This window comes from Flagellimonas olearia, assembly GCF_004150225.1.
In the GTDB taxonomy this organism is placed as follows: domain Bacteria; phylum Bacteroidota; class Bacteroidia; order Flavobacteriales; family Flavobacteriaceae; genus Flagellimonas; species Flagellimonas olearia.
This window is the reverse complement of record NZ_ML142907.1, coordinates 960,505-979,845: the sequence shown is the minus strand read 5'-3', so window position 1 is coordinate 979,845 and position 19,341 is coordinate 960,505. Positions and strand designations below refer to the sequence as shown.

Annotated in this window: 13 protein-coding genes; 9 read left to right on the top strand and 4 right to left on the bottom strand. The window is 43.9% G+C overall.

Features of this window, described 5'->3' with window-relative positions; translation table 11 throughout:
- Positions 1–5 precede the first annotated feature (5 nt).
- A complete protein-coding gene (locus tag DN53_RS04490) occupies positions 6–1,013 on the top strand; it encodes a 4-hydroxyproline epimerase (RefSeq protein ID WP_129653187.1) in 1,008 nt (335 codons plus the stop codon).
- Positions 1,014–1,028: 15 nt separating this feature from the next.
- Here DN53_RS04490 and DN53_RS04485 read toward each other — a convergent pair whose 3' ends face one another.
- A complete protein-coding gene (locus DN53_RS04485) occupies positions 1,029–4,190 on the bottom strand; it encodes a WD40/YVTN/BNR-like repeat-containing protein (RefSeq protein ID WP_129653186.1) in 3,162 nt (1,053 codons plus the stop codon).
- A gap of 250 nt (positions 4,191–4,440) precedes the next feature.
- On the opposite strand from DN53_RS04485, the gene DN53_RS04480 reads away from it, so the two are divergent.
- Genes DN53_RS04480 through DN53_RS04460 form a run of 5 tightly spaced genes read left to right on the top strand, consistent with a single transcriptional unit; the run spans position 4,441 to position 10,553 of the window.
- Positions 4,441–5,421, top strand: a complete 981-nt coding sequence (locus DN53_RS04480; RefSeq protein WP_165357274.1) for an ROK family protein — start codon at positions 4,441–4,443, stop codon at positions 5,419–5,421.
- Positions 5,422–5,429: 8 nt separating this feature from the next.
- Positions 5,430–6,593 (top strand): MFS transporter, encoded by a 1,164-nt coding sequence (locus DN53_RS04475; RefSeq protein ID WP_129653184.1) that lies wholly within the window; start codon positions 5,430–5,432, stop codon positions 6,591–6,593.
- A gap of 17 nt (positions 6,594–6,610) precedes the next feature.
- Positions 6,611–7,372: a sugar isomerase domain-containing protein gene (locus DN53_RS04470; protein WP_116218517.1), complete on the top strand. Its 762-nt coding sequence runs from the start codon at positions 6,611–6,613 to the stop codon at positions 7,370–7,372.
- A 9-nt stretch (positions 7,373–7,381) separates the two neighbouring features.
- Positions 7,382–8,023 (top strand): ChbG/HpnK family deacetylase, encoded by a 642-nt coding sequence (locus tag DN53_RS04465; protein WP_129653183.1) that lies wholly within the window; start codon positions 7,382–7,384, stop codon positions 8,021–8,023.
- Between the two features lie 25 nt (positions 8,024–8,048).
- Positions 8,049–10,553 carry a bifunctional glycoside hydrolase family 9 protein/polysaccharide deacetylase gene (locus DN53_RS04460; protein ID WP_129653182.1) on the top strand — a complete coding sequence of 835 codons (2,505 nt, stop codon included), beginning with the start codon at positions 8,049–8,051 and terminating at the stop codon, positions 10,551–10,553.
- 24 nt (positions 10,554–10,577) lie between these two features.
- Here DN53_RS04460 and DN53_RS04455 read toward each other — a convergent pair whose 3' ends face one another.
- Positions 10,578–11,324 carry a DeoR/GlpR family DNA-binding transcription regulator gene (locus DN53_RS04455; protein ID WP_129653181.1) on the bottom strand — a complete coding sequence of 249 codons (747 nt, stop codon included), beginning with the start codon at positions 11,322–11,324 and terminating at the stop codon, positions 10,578–10,580.
- A gap of 335 nt (positions 11,325–11,659) precedes the next feature.
- Here DN53_RS04455 and DN53_RS04450 point away from each other — a divergent pair, with 335 nt between their 5' ends.
- Positions 11,660–12,703: a DUF4434 domain-containing protein gene (locus DN53_RS04450; RefSeq protein WP_242502061.1), complete on the top strand. Its 1,044-nt coding sequence runs from the start codon at positions 11,660–11,662 to the stop codon at positions 12,701–12,703.
- A 116-nt stretch (positions 12,704–12,819) separates the two neighbouring features.
- Positions 12,820–14,232 carry a sugar porter family MFS transporter gene (locus DN53_RS04445; protein ID WP_129653179.1) on the top strand — a complete coding sequence of 471 codons (1,413 nt, stop codon included), beginning with the start codon at positions 12,820–12,822 and terminating at the stop codon, positions 14,230–14,232.
- A 2-nt stretch (positions 14,233–14,234) separates the two neighbouring features.
- Here DN53_RS04445 and DN53_RS04440 read toward each other — a convergent pair whose 3' ends face one another.
- Entirely contained in the window at positions 14,235–15,476 is a 1,242-nt protein-coding gene (locus tag DN53_RS04440; protein ID WP_129653178.1) for an ROK family protein, read from the bottom strand.
- A gap of 285 nt (positions 15,477–15,761) precedes the next feature.
- On the opposite strand from DN53_RS04440, the gene DN53_RS04435 reads away from it, so the two are divergent.
- Complete coding sequence (locus DN53_RS04435; protein WP_129653177.1) at positions 15,762–16,958, top strand: n-acyl-d-glucosamine 2-epimerase; 1,197 nt, start codon at positions 15,762–15,764, stop codon at positions 16,956–16,958.
- 364 nt (positions 16,959–17,322) lie between these two features.
- On the opposite strand, the gene DN53_RS04430 is transcribed toward DN53_RS04435, so the two are convergent.
- Positions 17,323–18,966: a leucine-rich repeat domain-containing protein gene (locus DN53_RS04430; RefSeq protein WP_129653176.1), complete on the bottom strand. Its 1,644-nt coding sequence runs from the start codon at positions 18,964–18,966 to the stop codon at positions 17,323–17,325.
- Between the last annotated feature and the right edge of the window lie 375 nt (positions 18,967–19,341).

The following is a 19,341-nucleotide window of genomic DNA, read 5'->3' as shown; positions in this document are numbered from 1 at the left end:
TAGCCGTGGCAAGAAAGACGTTTTTTTGTGTGGATGCCCACACCTGTGGAAACCCTGTCCGTTTGGTGGCAGGTGGAGGTCCCAACCTTTTGGGGCGGAATATGAGTGAAAAACGACAGCATTTCCTCAAGGAATTTGACTGGATTCGCAAAGGGCTTATGTTTGAGCCCAGGGGACATGATATGATGAGTGGCAGTATTCTCTTTCCGCCGCACGAGCCCGAAAATGACATCGCGATTCTTTTTATTGAAACTTCGGGCTGTTTGCCCATGTGCGGGCATGGGACCATTGGGACCATTACCATTGCTTTGGAGGAAGGATTAATTCAGCCTAAAATCCCTGGAAAAATTAGAATGGAGGCCCCTGCAGGTTTGGTCGAAATCGAATACCAACAGACAGGAAAGAAAGTGGATTGGGTCAAATTGGTGAATGTAAAATCCTATTTGGCGGCCGAAAATCTTACGGTGGAATGCCCCGAGTTGGGAGAAATTACCTTTGATGTGGCCTACGGCGGAAATTACTATGCCATTGTGGATCCGCAGGATAATTTTAGTGGAGTGCATGATTTTTCGGCATCCAAGATCATTCAGTATTCCAAGGTGGTCCGGGAAAGGATCAATGCAAAATATCCCGATAGATTCATCCACCCTGAGAATACGACGATTAGGGATGTCAGCCATATGATGTGGACAGGAAATCCTTTAGATCCAACCTCCTCAGGGAGAAATGCCGTGTTTTATGGGGACAAGGCCATTGATCGTTCGCCTTGCGGCACGGGAACATCGGCCCGTTTGGCGCAGTTGTATGCCAAGGGAAAGTTGAAGATGGGGGAAGACTTTATCCATGAAAGTTTTATCGGGAGTAAGTTTATTGGGCGAGTTGAAAAAGAGACCACTTTGACCAATGTCAATGCCATTGTGCCCAGCATCCAAGGATGGGCACAAATAACTGGGTATAACACCATCATCATAGATGATGACGATCCCTATGCCCATGGATTTCAGGTTTTGTAGGGCCTGTTACGTTGATCAAGACTTGATTTTCTTGTCCAATAGTATTTGAAGCTCACTTTTTTTCAATTGACTGTTGAAATTTTTGACCTCTACGTTCATAAAGGTTTTGAATTTGTCATCAACGTCTTTGAGTCTTTTGTTGAAAATGGAGTAGACCTCCCCTTGTTGGTCAGTGGGTCTAAAGTCCACACCGTTTCCGGTGATATCGCTGGCAAGGGCACTTAAACGACCGTATAGTTTCATGGGGGACCGAAATGCATCTTCCCGGGCACCGGTCAAATGGATGTCATATAAGGAACCTGCAATGGCTTCGGCCATCGAACGGAGCTGTTCCGCCTTTTTAATGTCATTTTTATTTCGCAACTGTGGAACGATCTCATTCAGTTCGGCCCGAATGGATTCAATATCATTGATCATAGTCACCGCCACGTTTATGGCATCCCTGAGCTCTAGGGAAAAGGCTACTTGTTTTTGGATATCTTCCAAGGTTCCTTCGGTGGAAGGGTCTTTCAGGACTTCCACTTCCCGGACATATGCTGTTTCCCCAACAATCAGTTTTACTTTATAAGTATCGGGAACCACTCTGGGGCCATATTGTCCTCGCATCAAATCCAAGTCCCAGGTGACCAAGGGACGCCAACCTTCACCATTCAGTTGTACCCAAGGTCGGCCAGGGGGAGTGGATTGTAATTTGGGTTTGTAAGTGGGTTCGTATCTAAGGTCCCACATCACCCGGTGTATACCCGCATCATTTTTTCCTTGTAGCGTACGCACAATCTCATCATTGGAGGTGAGAATCTGGATTTCCACTTTTTGATGGGTACTGTCCTTTAAAAAATAGTTGATGTCTGACCCATAGGCTGGATTTGTCCCGGAGTTAAGACTGGGGCCATCGGTCTTTATGCTCTGTTTTTCCTGAAACCGATAAGAGGGGCGTATGCTGAACAGATGGGCATCCTTATCCTGCGCGTCCATATCGTATTCGCGTAAGGGTGAAATATTGTCCAGAATGTAATACCCTCTTCCGTAGGTTCCCACGACCAAATCATCAAACCGTTCCTGGATTTCCAGCCAATATACCGGTGCTGGGGGGAGATTGTTTCGCAGGCGCATCCAACTTTGCCCATCATTGGTACTCACGTAGATGCCATTGTCCACACCCAAATAGAGCATGCCCTCCCTTTTGGGGTCTTCCTTGATCACATGGGCGAAACTATGGACGGATTTAGGCACTGAGCCACTGATCAATTTCCAGCTTTGGCCATAATCGGAAGTTTTGTACACATACGGGTTAAAATCACCCATTTGGTGAAGGTCCACAGTTATATATACGGTACCTTTTTTAAATCGAGAAACCTCAATATTGGCAATGGTGCCCCATTTGGGGAGGTTGGGAATGTTTTGGGTCACATTGGTCCAAGTTTCCCCGCCGTTTTGGGTCAAATGTACCTGTCCGTCATTGCTGCCGGTCCAGATGTGTCCCGGTTCCAGTTTGGACTCCGCAATGCTGAAGAGCGTAGCGCCATCAAAAGTCATTAGATTATCAATGGCCACCCCACCTGAATTTTGCTGATGTGTTTTGTCGTTCAAGGTCAAATCGGGACTAATGACCTGCCAACTTTGTCCGTCATCATCACTTTTATGTACAAATTGGCTCCCTACATAAACCCGATGTGGGGTATGCGGCGAAAAAGCCAAGGGGAAGTTCCAATGCCAACGGTATTTTAATTTGCCGGGTTCCCATCCATATCCGGCTTCGGGCCAAACGCGCACATCACGTGCATGGCCAGTTCGGGCATTATACCGTTGAAGTCCGCCATCATAGCAACCGGACCAAACAATATCATTGTCAAAAGGGTCGGGTTGGGCAAATCCACTTTCGCAACCTCCCACACCTTCCCAAAGACCAAGGGGAATATAACCTTGAAGACTATTGCTGGGTCCTTTGTACGAATACCCATCCTGACGGTTTCCATATACATTGTATGGGATTTTATCGTCCACCGCAGCATGGTACATTTGGGCAATGGGCAGGACAATGCGTTGAAAGCTCACCCCGTGGTTCAGGGTGATGCTCGCGCAACCGTCATGGGCAACCATCATGCGGTCCGCATTGGTGGGGTCCAGCCAAATATCGTGATTGTCCCCACCTGCGGCATATCCTCCGGATATGGTTTTTCCGGCATCTGTTGAGGTGCTGAATTTTACACTTGCAAAATAGATTTCGTCAGGGTCATCCGGAGAAACGGCCATTCGAGTGTAATACGGGGCTCTTTCGGCAATATCGTGGTTTCGGGTTTGAAGGGTCCATGTGTTCCCGAAATCCTCTGAACGGTATAGGGCGGGACTATCAATTTCAAAAAGGGCGTAGACCACATCGGGTTGTGAAGGGGCAATGGCCACGGCCGTTTTTCCAACGGGGTGGTTTTTTCCTCCGGGCAAACCGTATTTGGATAGCGCTTCCCAAGAATTGCCGCCATTGGTGGTACGGTATACACCGCCTCCCGGTCCACCACTGTTCAGACCCCAGGTATTGATGTGAATCGACCACATGCCTACGAGCAATCGGTCTGGATTTTTTGGGTCGATGGCCAGTTCGGCGGCTCCCGTATGCTCATCGATGAACAAAATCTGTTTCCAAGTTTTTCCTCCATCAGTGGTTTTGTACACGCCACGTTCCTGTTGGGGGCCGTAGGTATGGCCCAATGCAGCGGCATAGACAATGTCCGGATTGGTAGGGTGAACGATTACCCGGCCAATGCGCCCAGTTTTTTCGAGGCCCATTCTTTTCCAGGTTTTTCCAGCATCTTCAGATTTGTAGATGCCATCACCCATGGCGTGGGCTGGACGGATTACAAAAGTCTCACCTGTTCCCACCCATATAATGTTGGGGTTGGAAGGTGCCAAGGCCAAGGACCCAATGGATGAAACCTCTTGATCGTCAAAAATGGGATTCCAGTTGATGCCTCCATCCATGGTTTTCCAAAGTCCGCCCGATGCCGCACCGATATAATTGACCATAGGGTCGCCCGGCACCCCTGCGATGGCAATGGCTCTATTGCCTTCGGGTCCTATGAAACGAAATGTAAGATTTTCAAAAGGTGTTGAATCTTCTTGGGCCAATATGGAGGTGGTGTGCAGTAAGAAATAGGATAGCAACAGGAATAAAATTCTCATAAAAGTCTGTTTAGGTGGGTGGTGCGAACTAAGATAACGAAAAAGGATGGTGCTGGGGCCCTATAGTCCATAAGAGTATTGTTGGCGTAAGGGCTTTTGTTTAATTCGTTGACTTTATTTGCATGTTTTATGCATTTATTTGATTAATTAAAAAATAAATGTGCATTAAAAAAGCATAAATTGTATTGATAAAGTACAATGAATATATTTTTTGCTTACATTGTGCATGTTATTAAAGAAATCAAAAAGTATGGAGCGCGATAAGAAGGTGGTGATCGGTATTGATTTGGGAGGGACCAAAGCTGCCGGAGGTATTTTTCAGCTCGAGGGTGCCCTATTGACAAAGGAAGTAAAGAAGCTTGAGGGTAGAACGGGTGAAGCCGTTGGGATGTTGATTGTGGATTTGGTGAATGAGCTTTTGCATACAGCGGAGGAGGAAGGATGGCAGGTCACCGCTATTGGGATTTGTGTTCCTGGAATATATGATGAAAACACCAACACGGTTTGGGCGCCAAATATTCCCGGATGGGAAGAATTTAAATTAAAGGATGTGGTTGAAAAGGGGATAAACATCTCGGGAATACCAGTGGCTATCGACAATGACCGTTCCTGTTCCATTCTTGCTGAAGTTTGGAAAGGAAAGGCCAAAGGCTGTAAACATGCCTTGTTCGTTACCGTAGGTACAGGGATAGGTGTTGGTATTTGGGCCAATGGCACGGTCTTGAACGGGGCACATGGCATTGCAGGTTCCATTGGATGGATGGGAATGGACGTGGCGCTCTCTTCCACCGATCGTCAAAGAGGAAATTTAGAACAATATGCATCTGGGAGTGGGATTTCGAGTCATGCCGCCAAACTTCTGGAAGAATCCCCTGAGGTTGAGAGCGGTCTACGAAAAATATCCAAGGAGACCCTTTCCACAGAAGATGTATTCAAAGCTTATGAGACAGATGACCCGATTGCAGTATCTGCTTTGGAAACAGCCATTTCCTATTGGGGTGTCTTTGCGGCCAATTTGATAAGCACCTTCAATCCGGAAAAAATAATATTTGGTGGTGGTGTTTTTGGTCCCGCTTCCCAATTTATGGATAAGATCATATCGGTGTCGGAACAATGGGCCCAACCCATCAGTTTTGGCAAAGTGACCATAGAGGCTTCTACCTTGGAAGGTGATGCTGGACTGGTCGGGGCAGGCTATTTGGCGCTTAAGTCGTTAAGGGATAAGGTTTAATTGTGGTAATGGAAGACTCAAAATACAATTACAAAGTGGTTTTTGTGGCAGCATGCTTGGGCATGTTGTTGTTTGGGGTCGTGATGATTTCCTTGGGGTCATTGTTACCTTCCATTTCAAAAAAAATCTATCTGAGCAAACTCGAAACAGGCGCTACTTTGTCCTTGTTGCCCTTTGGCATTTTGTTGGGATCCATGGTCTTTGGTCCCTTGGTAGATCGGTTTGGGTACAAGGTTATATTGATCATTGGGGGGCTCCTTTCTTTTTTTGGGTTTGAAGGTCTTGGTATTACCGCTCAATCAAATCATTTGAACTGGGCCATTGTTGTGATCGGACTGGGAGGTGGAATTTTGAACGGCGCCACCAATGCCCTTGTTTCGGATATCAGTAAGGATAAGCACAGTGCCAATTTGAGCCTGTTGGGCGTCTTCTACGGTGTGGGTGCTTTGGGGGTTCCTGCCATGGTGGGTTTTCTGCAAAAATATTTGGAACTGGATGTGCTTATTTTTTGGATGGGTGCGGGGATGTTATTGCCCGTGATTCTTTTTGTCATAACCGCTTTTCCGAAACCAAAAAATGCACATGGGTTCCCAATTGCGAAGAGCTTAGGAATGTTGAAGGATCCCATTTTGTTGGTATTGGGTTTTGTGCTGTTTTTTCAAAGTGGACTGGAAGGGATAGCCAATAATTGGACCACAACATTTTTGGAATCCGAAAGGCAGTTCGAGGCAACGGATGCTTTGTTTACCCTGTCCCTTTTTGTGGCCGGACTTTGTGTTGCCCGATTGTTGTTGGGGAAAATATTACGAGTGATGAATCCCTATACAGTGTTGCTTTTAAGTGTTTGCATCCTTATGGGAAGTGCAGGGATTATCTGGACTTTCCAAACCCATTTGCTTTCCTTGATCGGCCTTGTAGGTTTTGGATTTGGCCTAGCTGCTGGTTTTCCGGTGGTGTTGGGCTATGTGGGAAAGATGTATAAAGAATTGACGGGTACGGCCTTTAGTCTGGTCATTACCATAGCGTTGATCGGAAATGTATTGAGCAACCATCTTATGGGGTGGGTTTCACAATACTTCGGTATAGGGTTTTATCCGGTGCTTCTGATGCTGTTGGTCTTGGTCATGGGTGGACTCATACTCGGATTACGAAGAAAATTAAATCAATTTTAATATTAAATATATCAGTAATGTTAGCAAAACAGTGGCTTAACAATGCCAGGAATGTAATGTCCGAAATCGAGGAAACTCAAATGGAGAACATTCAAAAAGCGGCCGAGATCATGGCCGATTCAATAGAAAAGGGAAAATGGGTACATACCTTTGGGTGTGGCCACGCCACGCTGCCCATTGAGGAAATGTATCCCAGAATTGGTGGGTTTGTGGGCTTTCATCCCATTGTGGAGCTGCCTCTTACCTTTTTTACCAACATTGTTGGGCAGATGGGAGTGGACCAATTCATCTTCTTGGAGCGGGTGGAAGGCTATGGCCGCGAGATTATGAAAGGGCACAATTTTGATAAGGAAGACACCATGTGGTTGTTCTCCCATACCGGGGTCAATGCCGTGAACATCGATATTGCTTTGGATGCCAAGGAAAAAGGCATGAAGGTCATCGTGTTCGGTTCAGCGGCCGAAGCCAAAGATAAGACCACCAAACATTCCTGTGGAAAAACATTGTTTCAACTCGCCGATTTGGTGGTGGATACCTGTGCGCCAGGTGAAGATGCATCCGTGCCGTTGAAGAACCATGTGGATAAAGTGGGCCCGGTTTCCACTATGGCATTTATCACGGCGGTGTGGATGACCGTTACCACAGTGGCCGAAATATTGGCCGATAGAGGAGTCAAGCTCCATATCCATCCATCGCACAACGTGCCAGGGGATTCAACCTCCAAACAGCGATTGGCAGATGCGTTGAGTGAATATAAGAGAAGGATCGCAGGAGTTTAAGATTGAAACATGGCGTACTTGATAATCAATGCGGATGATTTTGGAATGAGCGATCATTTCAATGGGAGTATCATCCAACTTCTGTTGGAAAAGAAAATCACTTCCACAACGGTGATGGTAAACCGAATTTCGGATAGCCAGGCCGCAACAGTGAAGGAGCTGAAATACCTGAACGGATACAGCGATATCAGCGTTGGCCTGCATGTTGAATTCACGTATGACAAACATAAGCAACAAGTGGAGGGGCAATACCAGAAATTCATCGATATTTTTGGTATAGCTCCCAGCCATTTGGATGTGCACAAAGAGCATTTGCACACCAAGTACCACTCTATTGTGGCAAAATTTTGTCGCGAGAAAGGATTGCCGTTCCGGAATCATGGTAAGGCTTTTAGGGGAGTGATGATGCCGGACAAAAAATACTTTTATGGTTCCGTGGAAGATTTTTCGGAAATAGATGATTGGCTAAAGGGGCTGAAAAAAGGAAAGACCTATGAGTTGGTCTTTCATCCCGGCACCTATGACCCAAGTTGCTATTCCAGCCTTAATAGGGATAGACAATGGGATATTGATCATGTTGAGAGAATCCATAGGGACTATTTGAATTATAATTTTGATTTGATCAACTTCAATGACCTTAAAAAGGATTGATTGGATCGTTAAACTACTTTTTGATATGAAAAACAGGGGGCTGTTGGTTCTTTTTCTTTTTTGTTTGACCTTGGCTAGTGCCCAAGAAGAAAAATCTTGGATACGGATAAACAATTTGGGGTATTTGCCCCAATCCATAAAAGTGGCGGTATTGGGCTCCAAGGCAAAGATGAAAGTTACATCCTTTTCCTTGGTGGATGCGGTCACGGGAAAACAGGTCTATTCATCCCAAAAGGTAACGCCCAAGGGTGCTTACGGACCTTTTGAGTCATCGTATCGGTTGGATTTTGGTGATTTTGAGCAAACAGGACGATATTTTATCAAGGTCAATGCCATTACGTCTCCAGAATTTGATATCAATGCCAATGTTTATGACAATACTGCGGATTTCCTTTTAAAATATATGCGGCAACAGCGCTGCGGATATAATCCGTTTTTAACGGATTCCTGTCATTTGGATGATGGTTATATCATCTATAATCCCAAAAGGGAAGGGGAACGTATCGATGTCACCGGCGGATGGCATGATGCCACGGATTATTTGCAATACACGGCCACTTCGGCCAATGCGGTATACCAATTGTTGTTGGCCTACAGGGAAAATCCGGAAGCGTTCGGGGATAGGTTCCAAGCCAACGGACTCCCAGGGAAAAATGGCATTCCAGATGTAATAGATGAGGCCAAGTTTGGGATGGATTGGCTCAAAAAAATGAATCCTTCCCCAGAAGAGTACTACAACCAAATTGCAGATGATAGGGATCATGCTGGGTACCGTTTGCCCAACAAGGATACTGTGGTTTACAACGAGAACAGAAAAGGCAGGCCGGTCTATTTGGCCTCTGCCGAAAAGCAAGGCCTGAAAAAATACCAAAACCGTTCTACTGGGGTTGCCTCCACGGCGGGCAAGTTTGCCTCTTCTTTTGCCATGGGGGGTATGGTATTGAAAGAATTTTATCCAAATTATACCGAGGATCTTCTTTCCCGAGCGGTGAATGCTTATGATTTTGGCAAGAAGAATCCAGGGGTTAGTCAGACGGCACCGTGCAAGGGCCCTTATTTTTATGAAGAGGAAAACTGGCATGACGATATGGAACTGGCTGCCGGGGCCCTGTACAATCTTACAGGAGATGATAGGTATAAAAGGGAAGGGATTGATTTTGCCGATCAAGAACAGGTTTCCCCATGGATGGGAAGGGATACCGTTCGACATTATCAATATTACCCTTTTTTAAATGCCGGGCATTTTGAGCTAGGTATTTCAGGAAAAAATGAGAAGGCCAAAGATATGGCTGCATTGTACAAGAAAGGTTTGGAAGCCATTCGGCAGCGCGGAAAGGACAATGCTTTCCTTATAGGAACGCCTTTTGTGTGGTGTTCCAATAACTTTGTCACCGCCGCGGTCACACAATCCCATATGTACCATGAGCTCACCGGTGACAATACCTATTTGGAAATGGAGGCGGCCCTTAGGGATTGGCTGTTTGGGTGCAATCCTTGGGGAACAAGTATGATCGTTGGGTTGCCAGAGCACGCCGATTCGCCTGTAAAACCCCATTCGTCATTGACTGTGTTGGAGGGATATGCTACCTACGGAGGGTTGGTGGATGGACCCGTGTATGGCTCTATTTTCAATAGTCTTATCGGTATCAAGTTGGAAGAGGAGGACAGCTATGCTGAGTTTCAGTCCGATTTGGTCGTCTATCATGACGATGTTGGGGATTATTCCACCAACGAACCTACCATGGACGGGACAGCTTCTTTGGTATATTATTTATCTTCTATGGAGGCCAGAAGTCAAAAAACTGGACATCAAAAAGCGAATTTCACCTATGATGATAGTGGGGCGTTGATACGGGGTAACACTTCCGAAAAGAAAATCAACCTAACATTTACCGGAGATCAATACGCCGATGGGTTGCCTGCTATATTGAAGGTGTTGGACAAACATCAAATCAAGGGATCGTTCTTTTTCACCGGGAATTTTTATCGAAATCCAAAGTATGCCGGCTTGATCAAGAAATTAAAGGACGGAGGGCATTACTTGGGTGCACATTCGGATAAGCACTTGCTATACAACGACTGGTCTCCCCAAAAGAAGCTGTTGGTAAGTCAGGAAGAATTTCAGCAAGATCTGTTGGACAACTATGAAATCATGGCGCAACATGGGGTACAAAAAGAGAACGCTCCCTTTTTCTTGCCCCCTTACGAGTGGAACAGCAGCGAGATTACGCAATGGACCAACCAATTGGACTTAAGTTTGATCAATTACACGCCCGGGACCATTTCCCATGCGGATTACACCACTCCGGATATGAAAAACTACCGGAGCAGTGATGAGATTATGGAGTCCATTTTAGCGTATGAAGCAAAAGAGGGGTTGAATGGTTTCTTGCTTTTGACACATGTGGGCACGGACCCCAAACGAACCGATAAACTCTACGCGAGGTTGGAAGGGCTTGTAATTGCCTTGAATGGTAGAGGCTACGAGTTTGTGTCCTTGGACGAGGTGTTGGATAAAAAGAACCGGTGACAGCGGGAGACTTTGTTTATGGATCTAGAGTAGTTTAACACCTGTGGCCCGATACGCATCCAACCTTTTGTCAGCAGGGTCCAAATCGGTGATCAAGGTTGAGATTTCATCAATGTCACACACAATATGGCTCTGTTTTCGGTCGAGTTTGTCCGAAGTTACCAAGGAGATGGTCTGGTCTGAGGCGGTTACAAATTCCCGTTTAATGCTGGCCACCTCATAAGAACCTTCGGTAATGCCTTCAGGGGTAATGCTACCAGTGCCTAAAAAAGCATAATCGACCTTGAGTCTGGAGATTTTTTGGATGACGTCCAAGCTAATAGTGACCAAAGAATTCTTATTGATTTTTCCACCCAAAAAGAAAAGTTCAATGTTGGGGCGATTGGCCAACTCCATGGCAATGGGCAAACAATAGGTGTAAACGGTAGCCCTGATATCGTTGGGCAGAAAACGTGCCATGGTCAGGTTGGTTGTGCCGTCGCTTATGATCATGGATGCACCATCATCAATAAGGGTCACAGCCTTTTTTGCAATCGATTCCTTTTGGTCATTGTTGATGATAAGGTTGTGATTGTAGCTGTAATATTTTTGGGTCTTACTAATGGCGCCACCGTGCACCTTATTGATCAGACCTTCGGCCGAAAGGCTGTTCAGGTCCCTTCGTATGGTGTCTTCGGAAACATTTAGCTCCATGGCCAATTCATTGGAATATACTTTTCTTTTGGAATTGACCAGATTGAGAATGATGTCTTGTCTTTTGTCCTTGTTCATTACATGGAATAAAATGCTAAACTAAGGATTTACAGGACTATTTACATGTAATACATGCATTTTGATGAGATTTTGATATGGATTGCGTACAGTTTTAGGTAAAAGACATCGTTATTGCGCAGATGATGCGGGTTTATGGGGCGTTGCAAGTAATTCAAATGGATCAGTGGAATGGATTCAATGTGTGGGGTGAATTGTATATTTTAGTGACCCGGATTATTTGGAATCACTTTGATGCCACATATTTCCTGACCTTATAAATAACTCACTTAAACTTAATTGCAGGATACTAAGAACTTTTTATGGGAAAACAAGACTCAAAACGTAGACAATTCATGAAAAATGCTGTGCTCGGTGGAACGGCTTTATTTGCAGAACCATATTTAAATGCCTCCGAGCCGGAGTTTGTTATGGAAGAATCAAATTTGATTGTTCCAAAACAGCAGGGTCTGCAGATCACAGGTACTTTTCTTGATGAGATATCCCATGACATTCCACATCAAAATTGGGGAGAAAAGGAATGGGAAAAGGATTTTCAGCATATGAAGGCAATCGGGATAGATACGGTGATCATGATCAGGTCCGGTTATAGAAAATTTATCACCTACCCTTCTGAATATCTTCTTTCAAAAGGGTGCTATAGGCCTTCGGTAGATTTGTTGGAGTTGTTCCTCCGATTGGCTGAGAAGTATAAAATGAAGTTCTATTTTGGATTATACGACTCAGGGGAATATTGGGATACTGGGGATCTGACCAAGGAAATCGATTCCAATCTCTATGTAATCGATGAGGTTTGGAAGAATTACGGTAGTCGATACAAAAGTTTTCAAGGCTGGTACTTAAGTGGTGAGATCAGCAGAAGGACCAAGGGAGCCATTACATCTTTTCACAAATTGGGCAAACATTGCAAGGATGTCTCTGGAGGATTGCCAACCTTGATTTCCCCTTGGATCGATGGAAAAAAAGCCGTGGCTGCGGCTTCGGGAACCTTGACCAAATCCGAAGCGGTTTCCGTTGTGGAACATGAAAGGGAATGGGACGAAATATTTTCCGGAATCCATGAGGTGGTGGATGCCTGCGCCTTTCAAGATGGACATATTGATTATGACGAATTGGATGCGTTCTTTGGAGTGAACAAGAAATTGGCCGATCGCTATGGAATAGAGTGTTGGACCAATGCAGAATCCTTCAGTAGGGATATGCCCATAAAGTTTTTCCCTATAAAATTTGATAAGCTGAGAATGAAGCTCGAAGCGGCGCAACGGGCAAATTATCACAAGGCCATTACCTTTGAATTTTCACATTTCATGAGCCCGCAATCGGCATATCTCCAAGCGGGTCATCTATATAACCGATATAGGGAGTATTTTGGGATATAAACTCGCGGGAAAAGTGTCTTGGGGTGGTTTCTGTACATGTATTTGTAAAAAAAATTATTAATAAGAGATATTATAAAAATAAATATCATTAAGTTGCGACTCATTAAGCGTGTATTATGAATCTTGATCAAATCGGCAAAGAAGGTAATCTGGGGTATGTGGTTTTTATTTCGGCTGTGGCGGCCCTTGGGGGTTTCCTTTTTGGCTACGACACTGCAGTGATCTCTGGAACCATAACCATGGTTGCTTCGCAATTTGAATTGGATTCCGTTTTACAGGGGTGGTATGTCAGCTCAGCTTTGATCGGTTCTATCGGAGGTGTGTTGGTCGCTGGTTACATCAGTGATTTGATCGGTAGAAAAAAGGCCATGTTGATTTCCTCTGTTTTCTTCTTCGTGTCGGCCGTAGGTTGTGCGTTGGCAGCGGATATGCTCCAGCTGGTGTTGTTTCGGATATGTGGTGGGATTGGTATCGGGATGATTTCGATCATTTCCCCAATGTATATCTCCGAGATTGCTTTTGCAAAATACAGGGGGGCAATGGTCACCTTGTACCAATTGGCGATTACCGTCGGTTTTTTGGCGGCGTATCTTGTGAATTTTGAGTTGCTCGATTTTTCGGATAGCGTTGGTCAACTTGAAGGAGCTCAATGGAATAAGCTGCTTGTGGAGGAGGTGTGGAGAGGAATGTTGGGCATGGAGGCGTTTCCTGCGCTGCTCTTTTTGTTGATGGTGTTCCTTTTACCGGAAAGTCCCAGATGGTTATTCTTTAGAGGTGATGAAAATAAATCGACAATGGTGCTGGGTAAGATTTACAGCTCTCCTGCAAAAATTCAGGAAGAAGTACATGAGATGAAGCTTTCTTTGGGTGAGGTGGATAAAGGAAATTGGAGGCTGTTGTTGCGTCCCAATTTTTTGAAGGCGATACTCATTGGTGCCGCAGTGGCCATATTGGGGCAGTTTATGGGAGTGAATGCCGTGCTGTATTATGGTCCCACCATTTTCGAACAAAGTGGGATGTCTGGTGGAGATGCCTTGTTTTATCAAGTGTTTGTAGGGGGTGTCAATGTGCTTACCACCATTCTTGCGCTATACATCATTGATAAGGTGGGGAGAAAGAAACTGGTGTATTTTGGTGTGACCGGGATGATACTTACATTACTGCTCATCTCGGGCTACTTTGTGAAAGCTTCTGAATGGAATATCCCATCCTATGTGTTGTTGATCTTGTTCCTGGCATATGTTTTTTTTACGGCCATCTCCATATCCGCTGTGATTTTTGTGCTACTTTCTGAGATGTACCCGACCAAAATACGGGGTATGGCCATGTCCATTGCAGGATTTTCACTTTGGACGGGAACCTTTATCGTAGGGCAGTTGACACCGTGGCTTTTGGAGGTGTTGAGTCCTCAGGGAACCTTTGTGTTATTTGCGGTAATGTGTTTCCCCTACATGTACATCATATGGAAACTGGTTCCGGAGACAACGGGCAAGACCCTTGAGGAGATAGAGCGGTTTTGGGAACAATAAAGTTAGGAGGGGTTTGGATTTAAAACCTTGTGCTTTGCCAAATAGCAGGCGCCCAATACTCCGGCTCCCTCGGTGCCTTTTGATAGTTCCAATTGCGTGTCGGCCCTAACAATGCTTAGGGAGTATTTATTGACGGTCATTTGAAGGGGAAGGAAAAAATGGTCTTTGGATTTTGCCAAGGCGCCTCCAAAAATAATCAGTTCCGGATTGTATAAATGTATCAGGGTAGTGACTCCCTTTCCGAGCTTTTCGGCCATTACCCCAATGAGTTCAATGGATAGGGTGTCATCATTGTTGGCCGCTTTGATGATGTCGTCCATTCTGATGTTCTCAAGGTTTACAAAGCTATGCTGTAGGGATGAAGATTGCCCTTCCTTGAGTTTGTCCTTGAACTGTTTTTCAAGGGCTCTTCCTGAAACTTCCGTTTCCAAGCAGCCTTTTTTACCGCATATGCAGATGATTTCATTGTCGAAAAAGGGAATATGCCCAAACTCCCCTGCATAGCCTGATTTTCCATACAAAAGTCTTCCTTGGGCCAAAACTCCCAGCCCCAGACCGTAATCTGCGTTTATGTAAAGGATGTTTCCGCTGTCCTTGGATTTATGGCTGTAAAATTCATAAAAAGCCCTGGCCCGGGTGTCATTTTCAATAAAACAGGGGACTCCGGTTTTTTCTTCAAGTATGCTACTTAACGGGGTTTTGGTGAAGTTGAAAAAATTATGGCTGTACCCGCTTAAATGGTTAACTCGGCCAGAAAGGTTAACACCGATGCGTACAATTTTGTTTCTCCAACCGGGATTTTGGTCTATAAAACGGTTGATGATGTCGCACAATTGAAGTAGGGATTTTTCCGAGTTTTCCAAGTTGAATTCTATATCCCTCGAAAAATGGATGGGATTCTCATTGAAATCCATAAGCCCTATTTCTATGGAATTGCGTCCCAAATCAACCCCTAAAAAATACATGGAATCACCAATGAGCCCATAAAGATGGGGGCGTCTACCGACATCGGTCTCTGCTTTGCCAAGATCTTCAATGAGTCCTTCATCAATGAGTTCTTGGATGAGCTTATTTACCTTGGGGGAGCTGGAATTGAATTTTTTTGAGATGTCGTTGATCGTTGTGGCTCCTTTTTTGTCCAGCAGCTTAATGATCTTCTTTTTGAGTTGGTGGTTTTTGAAAACGACACCGCTTTTCTGCTCGTCCGGAATATCGTTGAAAATACTGTGCTTGCTTTGTTTCATTCTTTCTTTTTTAGACCGAGGAGCGATGATAAAAATAGTAAGAAAACTATAATGGCAATGAAAACAGATTATCCGAGCGATGCGGTTTTGTTGATGGATTTTTATGGGTTGTTGCTAAATCGCTAGAAAGGAGCGTTTTAAAAGGTTGTCAAATGCACTTGATTTTTATTCTGCATAACTATATTAATAAAATAATTTATTAATTATTGCATTATTAGTAATTAAAAATTAATATTGTTTCGTGCCGTCACGCAAGTTTAGAAAAGGAAACAAAAATTATAAGTTTTGGTCGTAGGGAAAGAGGATTTTGGAAAGTATAAGGAGATTTACAAGGAAAATCTATTGGGGCATGTCCTGCCTTTTTGGGAGAAACATTCCATAGATAAAGAGGATGGAGGATTTTACACCTGTTTGGGCGTGGATGGGAGTGTATATGATACGGATAAGTTTGTATGGCTCCAATGCAGGCAGGTATGGATGTTTGCCAAACTTTACAATGAAGTCGAGCCAAAGGGAGATTGGCTTGATATAGCGAGCTATGGTGCTGATTTTCTGCAGAGATTCGGTAGAAGCGAATCTGGACGATGGTACTTTTCCTTGGATAAAAAAGGAAGTCCTTTGGTGCAACCCTATAATATCTTTTCAGATTGTTTTGCATCTATGGCATTTGGCCAGCTGGGGAAAATCACGGGAAAAACCGAACATACTGCCATAGCAACCCAAACTTTTTATAACATTCTTGATGCGCAGGATAACCCAAAGGGAAAATACGAAAAGACATATCCTGGTACCAGGGAGCTGCAAAGTCTAAGCTTACCCATGATTTTGAGTAATTTGGTATTGGAACTCAGCCATATTCTGGATGCCAAGATTGTGGACGATCAGCTTAACAGTGTCAAAAGGAAGATTCTATCCTACTTTTATAAGCCCGAGCATGGCCTGATTATGGAGAATGTGGGCATGGACGGCAGTTTCAGTGATACATTTCAAGGAAGACTCGTCAATCCTGGGCATGGCCTGGAAACCCTATGGTTTTTAATGGATATTGCTGAACGACAAAATGATAGGGAACTTATCCAAAAGTGTACGGATGCCGTGATATCCACATTGGAGTACGGTTGGGATTCAGAGTATGGGGGGCTGTTTTATTTTATGGACCTCAAGGGCAATCCTACCGAGCAATTGGAATGGGACCATAAACTTTGGTGGCCCCATATCGAGGCCATGATAGCCTGTGCAAAAGGGTATTATTTGACCGGCGATGTGCGCTGTTGGAAATGGTTGATGACACTACATGAATATACATGGTCGCATTTTGTGGATGAAGACCATGGGGAATGGTTTGGCTATTTGTCCCGGGAAGGCAAAGTGACGCATCACCTGAAGGGCGGGAAATGGAAGGGGTGTTTCCATGTGCCAAGAGGGGTGTTGTATTTATGGGAATTGATGGCCAAGTTGGAAAAGAACTATGTGGCTCAATAGCTAATCAGGGCGGTACAACTCCAACCCAAAACTCATTGTCTGGATTTAGTCTCATGGCCATGGAGGAAATGCTGAGAAAGTGACCAAAAAATACATTTTAGGTAAGTTTGCCAAAGAGATAGGTTGATCAGTGTCACAAAACACTGGTATTGTTTTGGCCAACTAAATTGTTTTGGCCAATGGCAATGGCTCTGGGGTGTCACAGGGTACTTCAATTATTTTGTCACCTCCAAAATTTGGATTTCCATATAGTATTTGGGTTTTTGTGCAATCATCCTCCTTGGAGCAGGAAGCAAACAGAAACGCCAGTGGGACAAGCAATAGGGGATTAGATGATTTCACAGGTTCTTAGGCTCTAAATTTGTTATTGGGAACAGGTTCCGGTACTCATTTCTTCGGGGGATGGATTGAAGTTATTGTCCTCTATTACTATTTCCCTTCCCGGACCATTGCTGTCAAAAAGAAGATCCAGAGCACAGAAATTGGATAAATTCCCGTTATTCGTTATGGTTAAATCTCCTTCAAGGGATGCAAGGTTCCCTAATCCTTCCAACGAAATAAGTTCTGGATTGGAAAATATACCCAAAATACTTTTTAAGGAATTGTTGTTTGAAATTCTTTTGAGCCCTTCCAGCCCATTGAAGTTTTTAATAATGGGGTTTCTGTTCACATATAATTCATTGACTTCTTCAAGGTTTTCTAATCCCGCAAACGATTCTAAAATGGAATTGTCCTCTATAGAAAGGGTAGAAACAAAAGTTATCCTCTCAAGCCCTTGAAAGTCAACCATGGTATCATTTCTGCTGAAAACCAAAGATTCCAATTGGCCAATACCTCCAAGTGCAGTTACATCTGTCAAAATTTCATTATCAGAGATAACAACAGTCTGTACTTCATCAATATTTTCCAACCCTTTAAGGTTTGTAATCCCATCATTGTTTAAAATACTGATTTCTGTTAGTCTTGTGATGCTTTGTATGCCATTCAAATCCACTAATGATGGGCAAGAATGAATGGTAAGCGAGTTTTCGATGTTTGCTAGGTTAGCTAATGCAGAAATATCAGAAAGTAAGGGGTTCACGGCAATATGCAGATCTCTCACTGATTCAAGGTTGTTCAGTCCTTCCAGACTGTTCAAACTTGCACAATTGCTAATGTATAATGATAAATTGCTTTTTCCCTCTACCTTTTGCAAACTGTCCAACCCTTTTAAATCAACCAATGAATCAATGGAACCGATCATAATTCCTCCAGCGGCATTCACAAGGCCATTTAAACCTTGTAAACTTTCCAGGCCTGAATTTGATATTATCCTTAAGGGACTTTGTGTTAAATATCCAGTGTGCGTCAAATTATCAAGTCCATGCAGTGTTTTTAGTTCTGATGTGGAAATAATATCTATGGCGGAACGCACCCGTTCCAAACTGCTTAGAGGACTAAGGTCGGTGACTGTTCCTGTAATTGTGAGATTACCGTTAATGGTTGTTATTCCCATTTCTCCAAAGTTTACTACCTTTTCTTGGGTGTCCAAGTGCACATTCCCTTCAAATGCATTGTCTTCCAAAGTCTTGAATGCTATGTCATTTCCGTACCCTACGCCATCAGCATTTAAGGCATATGCCCTTAAATAAAAATTTATGTCTGCTGGAATGTCGTATACAATTAGGGAAAAATTGTCCGAAGCTTCTTCTGGGATTGGATGCCTGGAAAAATTGGATTCTATGGTGGCGCCTTCCTCGGTGCTTATGACAAATCCGATTTCTATAACCGGAGAATCACCCTCACTTATCAACTCGCCTTTGAATTCTGCATATGAAATCAATAGTTCACCAATGTCCAAAGTCTTTACTTCCGGTAAAACGATAGGATCTTGATTATTTCCTTCGTCACCGTTATTTTCCTCCCCATCCGCAGGTCTTGACGGATTGTCGGAATCTGTACTTTCAGAACTGCATGAGCAAATGAGAAATAAGAACCCTACTATATAAGTGGTTACATTTAGTTTCATATCAGGATTGAGAATTATTTGTAAGAATACAAATACAGGCAATGAATATCAAAAATTTTGGACAAATTGCCCAGAATTGGGTGACTTCACTTTTTTGGCATTTCAAATCCTTTTTTTGAATTATCTCCTGTGGCTTTTGGGTTCTTGGCATTGGTGACCATTTATTGATGGTTTTCAATTGGCTCAACTGAAGGCTTACTCCATAAATACAAGCCAAAGGTAATGAGGATACCAAGGGTTTTAAACCAAAAAAGGTCAACTAAACAGTCAACTATAATCTGAAACCCTTGTAAATACTGTGCTTACGAGGGTTAATAGTGGAGCCGGAGGGATTCGAATCTATCTCCTGAAACCCTAATAAATAAAGGGGTTATG